14 protein-coding genes are annotated in these 15431 nt (G+C 50.9%); 5 read left to right on the top strand and 9 right to left on the bottom strand.

What is annotated here, in order from left to right; all coding sequences use genetic code 11:
• Positions 1–121: 121 nt before the first annotated feature.
• Positions 122–1300 (top strand): formate-dependent phosphoribosylglycinamide formyltransferase, encoded by a 1179-nt coding sequence (gene purT, locus ACJHXB_RS14415; RefSeq protein WP_000173460.1) that lies wholly within the window; start codon positions 122–124, stop codon positions 1298–1300.
• 54 nt (positions 1301–1354) lie between these two features.
• Here purT and kdgA read toward each other — a convergent pair whose 3' ends face one another.
• The 3 genes from kdgA to zwf all read right to left on the bottom strand — a co-directional run bounded on the left by kdgA (position 1355) and on the right by zwf (position 5554).
• On the bottom strand, positions 1355–1996 hold the full coding sequence (gene kdgA, locus ACJHXB_RS14410) for a bifunctional 4-hydroxy-2-oxoglutarate aldolase/2-dehydro-3-deoxy-phosphogluconate aldolase (RefSeq protein ID WP_000800512.1): 642 nt from the start codon (positions 1994–1996) through the stop codon (positions 1355–1357).
• Between the two features lie 36 nt (positions 1997–2032).
• A complete protein-coding gene (gene edd, locus ACJHXB_RS14405) occupies positions 2033–3844 on the bottom strand; it encodes a phosphogluconate dehydratase (RefSeq protein ID WP_001069467.1) in 1812 nt (603 codons plus the stop codon).
• 234 nt (positions 3845–4078) lie between these two features.
• A complete protein-coding gene (zwf, locus tag ACJHXB_RS14400) occupies positions 4079–5554 on the bottom strand; it encodes a glucose-6-phosphate dehydrogenase (protein WP_000301727.1) in 1476 nt (491 codons plus the stop codon).
• A gap of 337 nt (positions 5555–5891) precedes the next feature.
• On the opposite strand from zwf, the gene hexR reads away from it, so the two are divergent.
• Both hexR and pyk read left to right on the top strand, forming a co-directional pair.
• Positions 5892–6761, top strand: coding sequence for a DNA-binding transcriptional regulator HexR (hexR, locus tag ACJHXB_RS14395; RefSeq protein WP_001056694.1), 870 nt, complete (start codon positions 5892–5894; stop codon positions 6759–6761).
• Positions 6762–6888: 127 nt separating this feature from the next.
• A complete protein-coding gene (gene pyk / locus ACJHXB_RS14390; protein ID WP_000091148.1) occupies positions 6889–8331 on the top strand; it encodes a pyruvate kinase in 1443 nt (480 codons plus the stop codon).
• A 131-nt stretch (positions 8332–8462) separates the two neighbouring features.
• Here pyk and lpxM read toward each other — a convergent pair whose 3' ends face one another.
• The 3 genes from lpxM to znuA all read right to left on the bottom strand — a co-directional run bounded on the left by lpxM (position 8463) and on the right by znuA (position 11824).
• Positions 8463–9434: a lauroyl-Kdo(2)-lipid IV(A) myristoyltransferase gene (lpxM, locus tag ACJHXB_RS14385; protein ID WP_000448381.1), complete on the bottom strand. Its 972-nt coding sequence runs from the start codon at positions 9432–9434 to the stop codon at positions 8463–8465.
• Between the two features lie 119 nt (positions 9435–9553).
• On the bottom strand, positions 9554–10876 hold the full coding sequence (gene mepM / locus ACJHXB_RS14380) for a murein DD-endopeptidase MepM (protein ID WP_001184045.1): 1323 nt from the start codon (positions 10874–10876) through the stop codon (positions 9554–9556).
• A 15-nt stretch (positions 10877–10891) separates the two neighbouring features.
• Complete coding sequence (znuA, locus tag ACJHXB_RS14375; protein ID WP_011076428.1) at positions 10892–11824, bottom strand: zinc ABC transporter substrate-binding protein ZnuA; 933 nt, start codon at positions 11822–11824, stop codon at positions 10892–10894.
• A 78-nt stretch (positions 11825–11902) separates the two neighbouring features.
• On the opposite strand from znuA, the gene znuC reads away from it, so the two are divergent.
• Positions 11903–12658, top strand: a complete 756-nt coding sequence (znuC, locus tag ACJHXB_RS14370) for a zinc ABC transporter ATP-binding protein ZnuC (RefSeq protein ID WP_000202996.1) — start codon at positions 11903–11905, stop codon at positions 12656–12658.
• Positions 12655–13440 (top strand): zinc ABC transporter permease subunit ZnuB, encoded by a 786-nt coding sequence (gene znuB, locus ACJHXB_RS14365; protein WP_000571471.1) that lies wholly within the window; start codon positions 12655–12657, stop codon positions 13438–13440. The genes znuC and znuB overlap by 4 nt, the downstream gene beginning before the upstream one ends.
• Positions 13441–13584: 144 nt before the next feature.
• Here znuB and ruvB read toward each other — a convergent pair whose 3' ends face one another.
• From ruvB to yobI, 3 genes are all read right to left on the bottom strand, one after another.
• Positions 13585–14595, bottom strand: coding sequence for a Holliday junction branch migration DNA helicase RuvB (gene ruvB / locus ACJHXB_RS14360; RefSeq protein ID WP_000568521.1), 1011 nt, complete (start codon positions 14593–14595; stop codon positions 13585–13587).
• 8 nt (positions 14596–14603) lie between these two features.
• On the bottom strand, positions 14604–15215 hold the full coding sequence (ruvA, locus tag ACJHXB_RS14355) for a Holliday junction branch migration protein RuvA (protein ID WP_000580323.1): 612 nt from the start codon (positions 15213–15215) through the stop codon (positions 14604–14606).
• A 138-nt stretch (positions 15216–15353) separates the two neighbouring features.
• Positions 15354–15419: a stress response small protein YobI gene (gene yobI / locus ACJHXB_RS14350; RefSeq protein WP_072093883.1), complete on the bottom strand. Its 66-nt coding sequence runs from the start codon at positions 15417–15419 to the stop codon at positions 15354–15356.
• Positions 15420–15431 lie beyond the last annotated feature (12 nt).

Genomic DNA, 15431 nt, shown 5'->3' with positions numbered 1-15431 from the left:
ATAATAACTGTGATTTTATACAGTATATTTCTTTTCGGTTGGGAAATCAACATCAGCAATAAAGACACGCGCAAACGTTTTCGTTTATACTGCGCGCGGAATTAATCAGGGGATATTCGTTATGACGTTATTAGGCACTGCGCTGCGTCCGGCAGCAACTCGCGTGATGTTATTAGGCTCCGGTGAACTGGGTAAAGAAGTGGCAATCGAGTGTCAGCGTCTCGGCGTAGAAGTGATTGCCGTTGATCGCTATGCCGACGCACCAGCCATGCATGTCGCGCATCGCTCCCATGTCATTAATATGCTTGATGGTGATGCATTACGCCGTGTGGTTGAACTGGAAAAACCACATTATATCGTGCCGGAGATCGAAGCTATTGCCACCGATATGCTGATCCAACTTGAAGAGGAAGGACTGAATGTTGTCCCCTGCGCGCGCGCAACGAAATTAACGATGAATCGCGAGGGTATCCGTCGCCTGGCGGCAGAAGAGCTGCAGCTGCCCACTTCCACTTATCGTTTTGCCGATAACGAAAACCTTTTCCGCGAGGCGGTTGCTGAAATCGGCTATCCCTGCATTGTTAAACCGGTGATGAGTTCCTCCGGCAAGGGGCAGACGTTTATTCGTTCTGCAGAGCAACTTGCTCATGCATGGGAGTACGCTCAGCAAGGCGGTCGCGCCGGAGCGGGCCGCGTAATTGTTGAAGGCGTCGTTAAGTTTGACTTCGAAATTACCCTGCTAACCGTCAGCGCGGTGGATGGCGTCCATTTCTGTGCACCAGTAGGTCATCGCCAGGAAGATGGCGACTACCGTGAATCCTGGCAACCACAGCAAATGAGCCAGCTTGCCCTTGAACGTGCGCAAGAGATTGCCCGTAAAGTGGTGCTGGCACTGGGCGGTTATGGTCTGTTTGGTGTCGAGCTGTTTGTCTGTGGTGATGAGGTGATTTTCAGTGAGGTCTCCCCTCGTCCACATGATACCGGGATGGTGACGTTAATTTCTCAGGATCTCTCAGAGTTTGCCCTGCATGTACGTGCCTTCCTCGGACTTCCGGTTGGCGGGATCCGTCAGTATGGTCCTGCAGCTTCTGCCGTTATCCTGCCACAACTGACCAGTCAGAATGTCACGTTTGATAATGTGCAGAATGCCGTAGGCGCAGGCCTACAGATTCGTTTATTTGGTAAGCCGGAAATTGATGGCAGCCGTCGTCTGGGGGTGGCACTGGCTACTGCAGAGAGTGTTGATGAAGCGATTGAGCGCGCAAAGCACGCCGCAGCACAGATAAAAGTACAAGCTTAACCCCGGCGAAAAACGCTACAAAAATGCCCGATCCTCGATCGGGCATTTTGACTTTTACAGCTTAGCGCCTTCTACAGCTTCACGCGCCAGCTTAGTAATGCGGTCGTAATCGCCCGCTTCCAGCGCATCTGCCGGAACCAGCCAGGAACCACCGATGCACAGCACGCTTTTCAGCGCCAGGTAGTCACGGTAGTTAGCCGGAGAAATACCACCCGTCGGGCAGAAACGGACCTGGGAGAACGGACCCGCGATCGCCTGCAGGGCTTTCACACCGCCGTTAGCTTCAGCCGGGAAGAATTTGAACTCTTTCAAACCGTAGTCCATACCCAGCATCAGTTCGGAAACAGTGCTGATCCCCGGAATCAGAGGAATAGTCCCTTCGGTAGCAGCCTTCAGCAGCGGCTCGGTCAGCCCCGGGCTAATTGCGAACTGTGCACCCGCTTCGGTGACTTCTGCCAGCTGCTGTGGATTCAGCACCGTACCGGCACCCACAATCGCTTCAGGCACTTCTTTGGCGATAGCACGGATAGCGTCAACTGCACACTCGGTACGCAGAGTCACTTCCAGAACGCGCACCCCACCAGCAACCAACGCTTTTGCCATCGGCACCGCGTGTTCCAGTTTTTTTACCACGATAACCGGTACAACCGGGCCGGTGGTCAGGATTGATTCTGCACTTGTTTTCCAGTTTTTCATCAGAGTTTTCTCTCGCCTGATTACAAATTTGTCGTCTTAAAAAGTGATACAGGTTGCGCCCTGTTCGGCACCGGACAGTTTTTCACGCAAGGCGCTGAATAATTCACGTCCTGTTCCCACGCGTGACGCGCTCAGGTCAGGAATGTGTGGTTCGCGAGCAGCCAGTTCCGCTTCGTCTACCAGCAGCGTCAGTTCGCCTGTCTGTCCATTCACACGAATGATGTCCCCGTCGCGCACTTTTGCCAGCAGCCCGCCATCGTAGGCTTCTGGTGTTACGTGGATAGCTGACGGCACTTTACCTGAAGCGCCGGAGAGTCGTCCATCAGTAACTAACGCAATTTTGAAACACCGGTCCAATAATACACCAAGTGGCGGCATGAGTTTATGTAATTCTGGCATTCCGTTCGCTTTTGGCCCCTGATGACGGACAACAACGACACAATCGCGGTCCAGCAAACCCGCTTCAAAGGCCGGCATAACGTCATGCTGGCTTTCAAAAACAACCGCAGGCGCTTCAATCACCTGGTTCTCAACCGGCACGGCAGAGGTTTTCATAACCGCACGGCCCAGGTTACCGCTTAACACTTTTGTCCCACCATGATGAGAGAAAGGTTGTTCGAAGGAAGCGATCACATTGCTGTCGAGTGATTTTTCCGCCCCTTCCCGCCAGTCCAGTTCACCATTATTCAGCCATGGTTCAAGGGTATAACGAGACAGACCAAAGCCTGCCACCGTATTGACATCTTCATGCAGCAGGCCTGCTTTGAGCAGTTCACGCACCAGAACCGGTACGCCACCTGCCGCCTGGAAGTGGTTAATATCGGCCGGACCGTTCGGGTAGAGACGTGCCATCAGCGGTACAACATCAGAAAGGTCAGAGAAGTCATCCCAGTTAATCTGAATACCGGCCGCGCGCGCCATCGCCACCAGGTGCATGGTGTGGTTAGTGGAACCACCGGTCGCCAGCAGTGCAACGATACCGTTCACCACCACTTTCTCATCTATCATCTTACCGATCGGCATCCATTCATTACCATTACCGGTCATGCGTGTAACCTGACGCGCAGCGGCAGCGGTCAAAGCATCGCGCAGCGGAGAATCCGGATGAACAAAAGAAGAGCCTGGCAACTGCATCCCCATAAACTCCACCACCATCTGGTTGGTGTTGGCAGTACCGTAGAAAGTACATGTTCCCGGCGCATGGTAAGACGCGGCTTCTGACTCCAGTAAGGCCATGCGGTCCACTTTACCTTCGGCATAAAGCTGGCGAATACGCACTTTTTCTTTATTTGGCAAACCGCTTGCCATCGGTCCAGACGGCACAAACACCGCAGGCAAATGACCAAACGACAGGGCTGCCATCGTCAGACCCGGGACAATCTTGTCGCACACCCCGAGGAACAGAGCACCATCAAACATGTTATGGGACAGCCCGACCGCCGCAGACATCGCTATCACTTCGCGGCTTAGCAGCGACAATTCCATTCCATCCTGCCCCTGGGTGACACCATCACACATCGCCGGAACACCGCCCGCAACCTGACCAACCGCATTCGCTTCATGCAGGGCTTTACGAATGATTTCTGGATAGTGTTCATAAGGCTGGTGAGCGGAGAGCATGTCGTTATAGGAGGTGATGATGGCGATATTGTTACGCAACATGCTTTTCAAAGAGGCTTTGTCTTCTGGCTGGCAGGCAGCGAAACCGTGTGCCAGGTTACCGCATGCCAACTGCGAACGATGAACGGTCGACGTTTTCGCTTGTTCTATCCGGGCGAGGTAAGCAGAGCGAGTCTCGCGCGAACGTTCAATGATTCGATTTGTTACGCGTAACAATTGTGGATTCATAAAGGCTCCTGAAATTGAGTTGTCAGAGCAGGATGATTCACAACGCGCTTCATTCAGAGGATTTATGACTGAAACGCCTGTAACCGGAGCTCATAGGGCAAAAACGTTTCAGTCAGTGTAATAAAAAAAGCCTCGTGGGTGAATCCGCACGAGGCCTGAAAGTGTAAAAATTGTTCTACAATCTGTGCAAGATCATGTTACCGGTAAAATAACCATAAAGGATAAGCGCAGATATTACTCAAACTCATTCCAGGAACGACCATCACGGGTAATCATTGCCACCGAGGCAACGGGTCCCCAGGTTCCGGCCTGATACGGTTTCGGCGCATCATTGTCCATCGCCCACGCCTCAGTAATGGAGTCTACCCATTTCCAGGCTTCTTCCACTTCATCACGACGAACAAACAGTGCCTGAATACCACGCATGGTTTCCAGCAGCAGACGTTCATAGGCATCCGCCAGATGCGTCTGATTAAAGGTTTCTGAATAGCTCAGGTCCAGCTTGGTGATTTGCAGGTTATGTTTGTGGTCCAGGCCAGGAACTTTATTCAGTACCTGGATATCCACGCCTTCATCAGGTTGCAGACGGATAGTCAGTTTATTTTGCGGTAGATCCTGCCACGACTCTTTAAACAGATTCAGTTCAGGTGTTTTGAAATAGACCACGACTTCAGAGCATTTGGTCGGCAGACGTTTACCAGTACGCAGGTAGAATGGCACACCGGCCCAGCGCCAGTTATCAATGTCGACGCGGATCGCCACGAAGGTTTCTGTATTGCTGCTCTTGTTCGCGCCCTCTTCTTCCAGATATCCCGGCACTTTTTTGCCCTGGGCGAAGCCCGCAGTATATTGCCCGCGTACGGTTTTTTCGCGCACGTTGGAGCGGTCAATGCGGCGCAGAGACTTCAGTACTTTCACTTTTTCATCGCGGATGCTGTCTGCACTCAGGTCAGACGGCGGAGACATCGCAATCATGCAAAGAATTTGCAGCAGGTGGTTCTGGATCATGTCGCGCATCTGACCGGCTTTATCAAAATAGCCCCAGCGCCCTTCGATCCCCACTTCTTCTGCCACGGTAATCTCAACATGATCAATGGTGCGATTGTCCCAGTTATTCACAAACAGGGAGTTAGCAAAACGCAGCGCCAACAGGTTCAGCACCGTTTCTTTACCAAGATAGTGGTCGATACGGTAAACCTGGCACTCCTCGAAGTATTCGCCAACCTGATCATTGATTTCCTGCGAGGTCGCCAGCGACGTCCCCAGCGGTTTCTCCATGACTACGCGTGCCGGTTTAGCATTCAGTTTTGCCTCGCCAAGCCCTTTGCAAATTGCGCCAAAAGTGCTGGGCGGCATGGCAAAGTAGTTAATGGTGATACGATTTTTTTGATCCAGCATCGCGCCGAGACGGCTGAATGCAGCAGTGTCATTGACATCGAGATTACAAAAATCCAGACGTGCACTCAGGGTGTCCCATAAACCTTCATCAATGGTTTCTTTCATGAAAGTTTCGAGCGCCTCGCGGACAACTTTGGTATAAGCCGCTTTATCCCAGTCAGCACGCCCTACGCCGATAATCCGGGTGTCCGGGTTGAGCTGACCGGCTTTTTCCAGTTGATACAGGGAAGGCAGCAATTTACGACGCGCAAGGTCGCCTTTCGCGCCGAAAATGACCAGGTCACAGGCCTGGGCTGTTTGCGTTACCGCCATGTCATTCTCCTTAAGTTAACTATCCCGGTACTTAAGCCAGGGTATACTTGTAATTTTCTTACGGTGCACTGTACTGCTTTTACGAGCTTGCGAAAACTGTAAACGCTTATCCACCCGTGCGATTACGGTAAAAGCGCGCAAAGTGCGGCATAACTGATAAAAAAATCATCGTTTTCCATTGGGTAAAAATCTGACACTGATCATGTTATGAAAAAAAATAACAACTTTTTTATCTGCTTTTGTCATTAACACAGCACACAGGCGTAATATCTGACAAAACTGCATTTCGATTTCTTTCAGTGCGGAAATCGTCATTACCCGTGAGTCTCTTTACATCATGAATATGCTGGAAAAAATCCAGTCTCAGCTGGAACATTTGAGCAAATCAGAGCGCAAAGTTGCCGAGGTCATTCTGGCTTCGCCCGATAACGCGATCCATTCGAGTATTGCTGCTCTGGCGCTGGAAGCCAATGTTAGCGAACCGACGGTGAATCGTTTCTGTCGCAGCATGGACACACGCGGTTTTCCTGATTTTAAACTTCATCTGGCACAAAGTCTGGCGAATGGCACTCCCTATGTTAATCGCAACGTCAATGAAGATGACAGCGTTGAATCATACACAGGGAAAATATTTGAGTCCGCAATGGCAACGCTCGATCATGTCCGTCATTCACTGGATAAATCTGCCATCAACCGCGCCGTCGACTTGCTCACTCAGGCAAAAAAAATCGCCTTTTTCGGATTAGGCTCTTCAGCCGCCGTTGCCCACGATGCGATGAATAAGTTCTTTCGTTTTAATGTTCCGGTGGTGTACTCCGATGATATCGTGCTGCAACGCATGAGTTGTATGAATTGTAGCGACGGAGACGTGGTGGTGCTGATTTCTCACACTGGAAGAACAAAAAATCTGGTCGAGCTGGCGCAGCTGGCACGCGAAAACGACGCCATGGTAATTGCCCTCACCTCTGCGGGTACCCCGCTCGCCCGGGAAGCAACGCTGGCAATTACCCTCGACGTACCGGAAGATACTGACATTTATATGCCCATGGTTTCTCGACTTGCACAGCTGACCGTGATAGATGTGCTGGCGACAGGATTTACTTTGCGACGCGGTGCAAAATTCAGAGATAACTTGAAGCGGGTCAAGGAAGCGCTGAAGGAATCGCGTTTTGATAAGCAGTTACTTAATTTAAGTGACGATCGCTAAAAACGACTGTCACTGTCCTAATCTTATACGACATCCGAATGAGATTAATTTATCGCCATCGCGGCGTTATTTCATTCGGATTTCATGTTCAAGCAACACCTGGTTGTTTCAGTCAACGGAGTATTACATGTCCAGAAGGCTTCGCAGAACAAAAATCGTTACCACGTTAGGCCCAGCAACAGATCGCGATAATAATCTTGAAAAAGTTATCGCAGCGGGTGCCAACGTTGTACGTATGAACTTTTCTCACGGCTCGCCTGAAGATCACAAAATGCGCGCGGATAAAGTTCGTGAAATTGCCGCAAAACTGGGGCGTCATGTGGCTATTCTGGGTGACCTCCAGGGGCCCAAAATCCGTGTATCCACCTTTAAAGAAGGCAAAGTTTTCCTCAATATTGGGGATAAATTCCTGCTCGACGCCAACCTGGGTAAAGGTGAAGGCGACAAAGAAAAAGTCGGTATCGACTACAAAGGCCTGCCTGCTGACGTCGTGCCTGGTGACATCCTGCTGCTGGACGATGGTCGCGTCCAGTTAAAAGTACTGGAAGTTCAGGGCATGAAAGTGTTCACCGAAGTGACCGTCGGTGGTCCCCTCTCCAACAATAAAGGTATCAACAAACTTGGCGGCGGTTTGTCGGCTGAAGCGCTGACCGAAAAAGACAAAGCAGACATTAAGACTGCAGCGTTAATTGGCGTAGATTACCTGGCTGTATCCTTCCCACGCTGCGGCGAAGATCTGAACTATGCCCGTCGCCTGGCACGCGATGCAGGATGTGATGCGAAAATTGTTGCCAAGGTTGAACGTGCGGAAGCCGTTTGCAGCCAGGATGCAATGGATGACATCATCCTCGCCTCTGACGTGGTAATGGTTGCTCGCGGCGACCTCGGTGTGGAAATTGGCGATCCGGAACTGGTCGGCATTCAGAAAGCGTTGATCCGTCGTGCACGTCAGCTAAACCGCGCGGTAATCACTGCGACCCAGATGATGGAGTCAATGATTACTAACCCGATGCCGACGCGTGCAGAAGTCATGGACGTAGCAAACGCCGTTCTGGATGGTACTGACGCTGTGATGCTGTCTGCAGAAACTGCTGCTGGTCAGTATCCTTCAGAAACTGTTGCAGCCATGGCGCGCGTTTGCCTGGGTGCGGAAAAAATCCCGAGCATCAACGTTTCTAAACACCGTCTGGATGTTCAGTTCGACAATGTGGAAGAAGCTATTGCCATGTCAGCAATGTACGCGGCTAACCACCTGAAAGGCGTTACGGCGATCATCACCATGACCGAATCGGGTCGTACGGCGCTGATGACCTCCCGTATCAGCTCTGGTCTGCCAATTTTCGCCATGTCACGCCATGAACGTACGCTGAACCTGACTGCTCTCTATCGCGGCGTTACGCCGGTGCACTTTGATAGCGCTAATGACGGCGTAGCAGCTGCCAGCGAAGCGGTTAATCTGCTGCGCGATAAAGGTTACTTGATGTCTGGTGACCTGGTGATTGTCACCCAGGGCGACGTGATGAGTACCGTGGGTTCTACTAATACCACGCGTATTTTAACGGTAGAGTAAGTACGTTGCCGGATGCGGCGAAAACGCCTCATCCGGCCTACAGTTCAATGATAGTTCAACAGATTTCGAATCTTCTGAAGCAAACTTGAACTTATCACACGGCGGAAGCCTCTCCTCGCGAGAGGCTTTTTTTATTTGATGGGATAAAGATCTTTGCGCTTATACGGTTGGATTTCGCCCGGTTTGCGAGTTTTCAGCAATTTTAATATCCAGGTGTATTGTTCTGGTCGCGGACCAACAAAAATCTCGACTTCTTCATTCATCCGCCGCGCAATTGTATGATCATCCGCCTCTAACAGATCATCCATCGGTGGGCGCACCTGAATCGTCAGACGATGCGTCTTGCCATCATAAATCGGAAACAGCGGTACAACGCGCGCACGACACACTTTCATCAAACGACCAATCGCGGGCAACGTCGCTTTATAGGTGGCAAAGAAATCAACAAATTCGCTGTGCTCTGGGCCATGATCCTGATCGGGTAAATAATATCCCCAGTAGCCCTGACGTACCGACTGGATGAATGGTTTAATACCATCATTTCTCGCATGCAGACGACCGCCAAAACGACGACGCACCGTGTTCCAGACATAATCAAAAACCGGGTTGCCCTGATTATGGAACATCGCTGCCATTTTCTGCCCTTGCGAGGCCATCAGCATGGCAGGAATATCGACGGCCCAACCGTGCGGCACCAGAAAGATCACTTTCTCGTTATTACGCCGCATCTCTTCGATGATCTCCAGCCCTTGCCAGTCAACGCGCGGCTGAATTTTCTCCGGCCCGCGTATTGCCAACTCAGCCATCATTGCCATCGCTTGCGGCGCAGTGGCAAACATCTCATCAACAATCGCTTCGCGTTCAGCTTCACTACGTTCTGGAAAGCAGAGCGACAGATTGATTAACGCACGACGGCGTGAGCTTTTTCCCAGTCGTCCGGCAAAACGTCCCAGCCGTGCCAGAATGGGATCACGGAACTTTGGCGGCGTTAAAGCGATACCCGCCATCGCTGCTACGCCCAGCCATGCTCCCCAGTAGCGCGGGTGGCGAAAGGATTTATCAAACTCAGGAATGTATTCGCTATTATTTTTTTTCGTTTCCATGCTTTTCCAGTTTCGGATAAGGCAAAAATCAATCTGGTGATAGTGTAGCGGCGCAACTTGCCCCGCACCAAATAAAAAAAGCCGGTACTGACTGCGTACCGGCTGCGAATGGATGTTAATTAATCAAACCGTAGCTGCGGCACAATCTCTTTGGCCTGTGCCAGGAATTCGCGACGATCGGAGCCGGTCAGCCCTTCGGTACGCGGCAGTTTTGCCGTCAGCGGGTTTACGGCCTGCTGGTTTATCCATACTTCATAGTGCAGATGCGGCCCGGTTGAACGTCCGGTATTACCGGAAAGCGCGATACGGTCGCCACGTTTCACCTTCTGTCCCGGTTTCACCAGAATCTTGCGCAAGTGCATATAACGCGTGGTGTAGCTGCGACCATGACGAATAGCCACATAATAACCTGCTGCGCCACTGCGTTTGGCAACCACCACTTCACCGTCACCCACTGAAAGCACCGGCGTACCCTGTGGCATGGCGAAATCAACACCTCTGTGTGGCGCAACACGACCAGTCACCGGATTAGTACGACGCGGGTTAAAGTTAGATGAGATACGGAACTGTTTCGCCGTCGGGAATCGCAAGAATCCTTTCGCCAGACCAGTACCGTTACGATCGTAGAATTTGCCATCTTCAGCGCGGATTGCGTAATAATCTTTACCTTCTGAACGCAAACGTACGCCCAGCAGCTGGCTTTGCTCACGTTTACCATCAAGCATTTCTCGTGACATTAACACCGCAAATTCATCGCCTTTTTTCAGTTTGCGGAAGTCCATTTGCCACTGCATGGCTTTAATCACTGCGCTCACTTCGGCGCTGGTTAAACCGGCGTTTCTGGCGCTGGCAACAAAGCTTCCCCCGACGGTACCTTTCAGCAGATTGTTAACCCACTCTCCTTGCTGCATTTCGCTGGTCATTTTAAAACCGTTAGCGGCAGTACGGTCATAGGTTCGGGTTTCACGACGAGACACTTCCCAGGTGAGGCGCTGCAGTTCGCCGTCCGCGGTTAATGTCCAGGAGAGTTGTTGACCGATTTTCAGGTTACGCAATTCTTTGTCGGCAGCAGCCAGTTGGGTGATATCACCCATATCAATACCATACTGATTGAGAATGCTGCTTAGCGTATCGCCAGTGGAAACAACATATTCATGCACGCCCGCTTCACCGGCGATTTTGTCATCCAGTTCATCCTGGGGAATGGCTTCATCTTCTTGTGCAGCTTGATCAATCGGCTCACTGGCTTCAGGTAAGAGCGAACGAATTTCGTTCTGTTCCAGCTCAATGGTTTTGACAATTGGCGTGGCATCGCGGTGATAAACATAGGGCCGCCAGACAGCGACGGCCAGAGTAAGAACGGTGAGCGACCCCAACATAACGCGGTGTGGTCGCGGTAAATTATTAAACGCCAGGGCGACAGAGCGGGCTATCTGTTGCACGTAATCACTTCCTCATTAATCTCCTTTCAGGCAGCTCGCATACTGGTTGGCTAATTGATTCAGGAATTCTGAATAGCTTGTTTTACCCAGTTTGATATTCGTCCCCAGGGGATCCAACGTTCCCATACGAACGGATGTCCCTCGTGCGACGCTCTCAACGACCGCTGGCCTGAACTGTGGCTCAGCAAAAACGCAGGTTGCTTTTTGCTCAACCAACTGTGTTCTTATTTCATGTAAACGCTGCGCGCCAGGTTGAATCTCAGGGTTAACGGTAAAATGACCAAGCGGTGTCAGTCCGAACTGTTTTTCGAAATAGCCGTAAGCATCGTGAAAAACGAAATAACCTTTCCCCTTGAGCGGCGCGAGCTCGTTACCAACCTGCTTTTCGGTTGAGGCTAATTGTGCCTCAAAATCCTTCAAGTTGGCGTCAAGTTTGGCTCGACTTTGCGGCATAAGTTCCACTAATTTTCCATGGATTGCAACCGCTGTAGCCCGCGCTATCTCTGGGGAAAGCCAAAGATGCATGTTGAAATCGCCGTGATGGTGATCTTCGTCACTTTTTTCCGCGTGGTCGTGATCATCATCATCGCCGTGAATACTTTTCATCAGCAGCGGTTTCACATTCTCTAGCTGCGCAATCGTTACCTGTTTCGCTTCAGGTAATTTACTTACCGGTTTTTGCATGAACGCTTCCATCTCCGGGCCAACCCAAACGACTAAGTCCGCGTTCTGTAAGCGTTTTACATCTGATGGACGCAGTGAATAATCATGTTCTGAAGCGCCGTCAGGTAGTAAAACCTCCGTTTCTGTTACCCCATCAGCAATGGCAGAAGCGATGAACCCAACGGGTTTAAGCGAAGCGACAACGGCAGCATCTGCGGCCTGTGTTGCACCGCCCCAGAGAGCGGCGGATAATGCTGCGAAAAGAAGCGTTTTTTTATGTAACATAATGCGACCAATCATCGTAATGAATATGAGAAGTGTGATATTATAACATTTCATGACTACTGCAAGACTAAAATTAACATGACAAGTCTGGTTTCCCTGGAAAATGTCTCGGTTTCTTTTGGCCAACGCCGCGTCCTCTCTGATGTGTCGCTGGAACTTAAACCTGGAAAAATTTTGACTTTACTTGGGCCAAATGGCGCAGGTAAGTCGACACTGGTACGGGTAGTGCTCGGGCTGGTAACACCCGATGAAGGGGTTATCAAGCGCAACGGAAAACTGCGCATCGGCTATGTACCGCAGAAGCTGTATCTCGACACCACGTTGCCACTGACCGTAAACCGTTTTTTACGCTTACGCCCTGGCACACATAAAGAAGATATTTTGCCTGCACTGAAACGTGTCCAGGCCGGGCATCTGATTAACGCACCGATGCAAAAGCTCTCGGGTGGCGAAACACAGCGTGTATTGTTAGCGCGAGCATTGTTAAATCGACCGCAATTATTAGTGCTGGATGAACCCACTCAGGGCGTGGATGTGAATGGTCAGGTGGCGTTATATGACCTTATTGACCAGTTGCGTCGCGAACTGGATTGTGGCGTTTTAATGGTCTCTCACGATCTGCATCTGGTAATGGCAAAAACCGATGAAGTGCTTTGCCTGAATCACCACATTTGTTGTTCCGGTACACCGGAAGTTGTTTCCCTGCATCCGGAGTTTATTTCTATGTTTGGTCCTCGTGGTGCTGAACAACTGGGTATCTATCGCCATCATCATAATCATCGTCACGATTTACAGGGACGAATTGTTTTGCGTCGGGGAAATGATCGCTCATGATTGAATTATTATTTCCCGGTTGGTTAGCCGGGATCATGCTCGCCTGTGCCGCGGGTCCGCTGGGTTCGTTTGTGGTCTGGCGTCGTATGTCTTATTTCGGTGATACGCTGGCCCATGCCTCATTACTTGGTGTCGCGTTTGGTTTGTTGCTGGACGTGAATCCATTCTATGCGGTGATTGCAGTTACGCTGCTGCTGGCGGGCGGTCTGGTATGGCTGGAGAAGCGTCCACAGCTGGCGATCGACACGTTATTAGGGATTATGGCGCACAGTGCCCTGTCGCTGGGCCTGGTGGTCGTTAGTCTGATGTCTAATATTCGTGTTGATTTGATGGCTTACCTGTTCGGTGATTTGCTGGCAGTGACGCCAGAAGATCTCATCTCTATTGCAATTGGCGTGGTCATCGTGGTGGCGATTTTGTTCTGGCAATGGCGCAATTTGCTGTCGATGACGATTAGCCCGGATCTGGCGTTTGTTGATGGTGTGAAATTACAGCGCGTGAAATTGTTGTTGATGCTGGTGACGGCATTGACGATTGGTGTAGCGATGAAATTTGTCGGCGCGTTGATTATTACTTCGTTGCTGATTATTCCTGCAGCTACTGCGCGTCGCTTTGCCCGCACGCCGGAACAGATGGCTGGTATCGCTGTTTTGGTGGGGATGGTTGCCGTAACGGGCGGTTTAACCTTTTCCGCGTTTTACGATACACCAGCAGGCCCGTCAGTGGTGCTGTGTGCAGCACTACTGTTTATTATCAGTATGATGAAAAAACAGGCCAGTTAATTTAAACCTAAATGTCGGATGCGGTGTGAACGTCTTATCCGACTTACGGTATCGTTATTTCTGGCATGGCCTGATAAAACGCTTACTGCGTCGCATCAGGCACTTTGCACAATTGTCGGATAAGGCTTGAACGCCTTATCCGACCTACGGCATTTCTGGCGGTGTGATGCCGAAGTGCTTCCACGCCCGCACTGTCGCCATACGCCCGCGCGGTGTACGCTGCAAAAAGCCTTGCTGAATCAAATAAGGTTCCAGCACATCCTCAATGGTTTCACGTTCTTCGCCAATGGCAGCCGCCAGGTTATCCAGACCTACCGGCCCACCAAAGAACTTATCGATTACCGCCAGCAACAATTTGCGGTCCATATAATCGAAACCTTCGGCATCGACATTCAGCATATCCAGCGCCTGAGCAGCGATATCAGCCGAGATGGTGCCATCGTGCTTCACTTCGGCGAAGTCACGCACTCGACGCAGCAGACGGTTGGCAATACGTGGCGTACCGCGAGCGCGACGAGCAACTTCCAGCGCGCCGTCATCACTCATCTCAAGCCCCATAAAGCGTGCGCTGCGACTGACGATATATTGCAGATCCGGCACCTGATAAAACTCCAGACGTTGCACAATACCAAAACGGTCGCGCAACGGTGATGTCAGCGAACCTGCGCGCGTGGTTGCGCCAATCAGTGTAAACGGCGGCAAATCAATTTTAATGGAGCGTGCCGCCGGACCTTCACCAATCATGATATCCAGTTGGTAGTCTTCCATTGCCGGGTACAGCACTTCTTCAACAACTGGCGATAGACGGTGGATCTCATCAATAAACAACACGTCATGCGGTTCAAGGTTAGTGAGCATCGCTGCCAGATCGCCGGCCTTTTCCAGCACCGGACCAGAAGTCGTGCGTAAATTAACGCCCATTTCATTGGCGACAATGTTGGCAAGCGTAGTTTTACCCAACCCCGGAGGACCAAAAATCAACAGATGATCGAGGGCATCGCCGCGCAGTTTCGCTGCTTTGATGAAAATCTCCATCTGTGAACGAACCTGCGGCTGACCAACATACTCTTCCAGTAATTTAGGGCGAATGGCGCGATCTGCCACATCTTCCGGCAAAGTGGTACCGGCAGAAATCAGACGGTCTGCTTCAATCATCCTTTACCTCATAACGCGGCGCGTAGGGCTTCGCGAATTAATGTTTCACTGCTGGCGTCAGGGCGAGCGATTTTGCTCACCATGCGGCTTGCTTCTTGTGGTTTATAGCCCAGCGCCACCAGCGCGGCAACCGCTTCCTGTTCAGCATCGTCGGTCGCCGGGCTGGCAGGTGATGTGAGTACCAGGTCGGCGGCTGGCGTAAAGAGATCGCCATGCAAACCTTTAAATCGGTCTTTCATTTCAACAATCAAGCGTTCGGCGGTTTTTTTGCCAATACCCGGCAGTTTCACCAGCGCCCCCACTTCTTCACGCTCAACGGCATTAACGAACTGCTGCGCTGACATTCCGGAGAGGATCGCCAGCGCCAACTTCGGGCCGACGCCGTTGGTTTTGATCAACTCTTTGAACAACGTGCGCTCTTGTTTATTGTTAAAACCGTACAGCAATTGCGCGTCTTCACGCACCACAAAGTGGGTGAAAACGATCGCTTCCTGACCCGCTTCAGGGAGTTCATAAAAACAGGTCATCGGCATATGCACTTCATAGCCTACGCCGCCCACTTCAATTAACACCAGCGGGGGTTGTTTTTCAATGATGATGCCTCTGAGTCTGCCTATCACATGACGCTCCTGCGTAATGAATCAAAGATAATGCTGTATGATAAAAAAATGCTGGATAGATATCCAGCGAAGGATGAAGAAAACTTGCGAGGCGTCCCGATGATCTGAAAAATGGCGCAGTATAATTTATTCTACAGGTTATATTGGAAGCAAATATTTAAATATTACATATTCAGCGAAGAAATGCGTAATAAAAATATACATTGCGACTCCTGA

This window comes from Escherichia sp. WS3227_2 (assembly GCF_046486495.1).
Classification (GTDB): Bacteria; Pseudomonadota; Gammaproteobacteria; order Enterobacterales; family Enterobacteriaceae; genus Escherichia; species Escherichia coli.
This window is presented reverse-complemented; position numbering and strand designations above follow the sequence as displayed.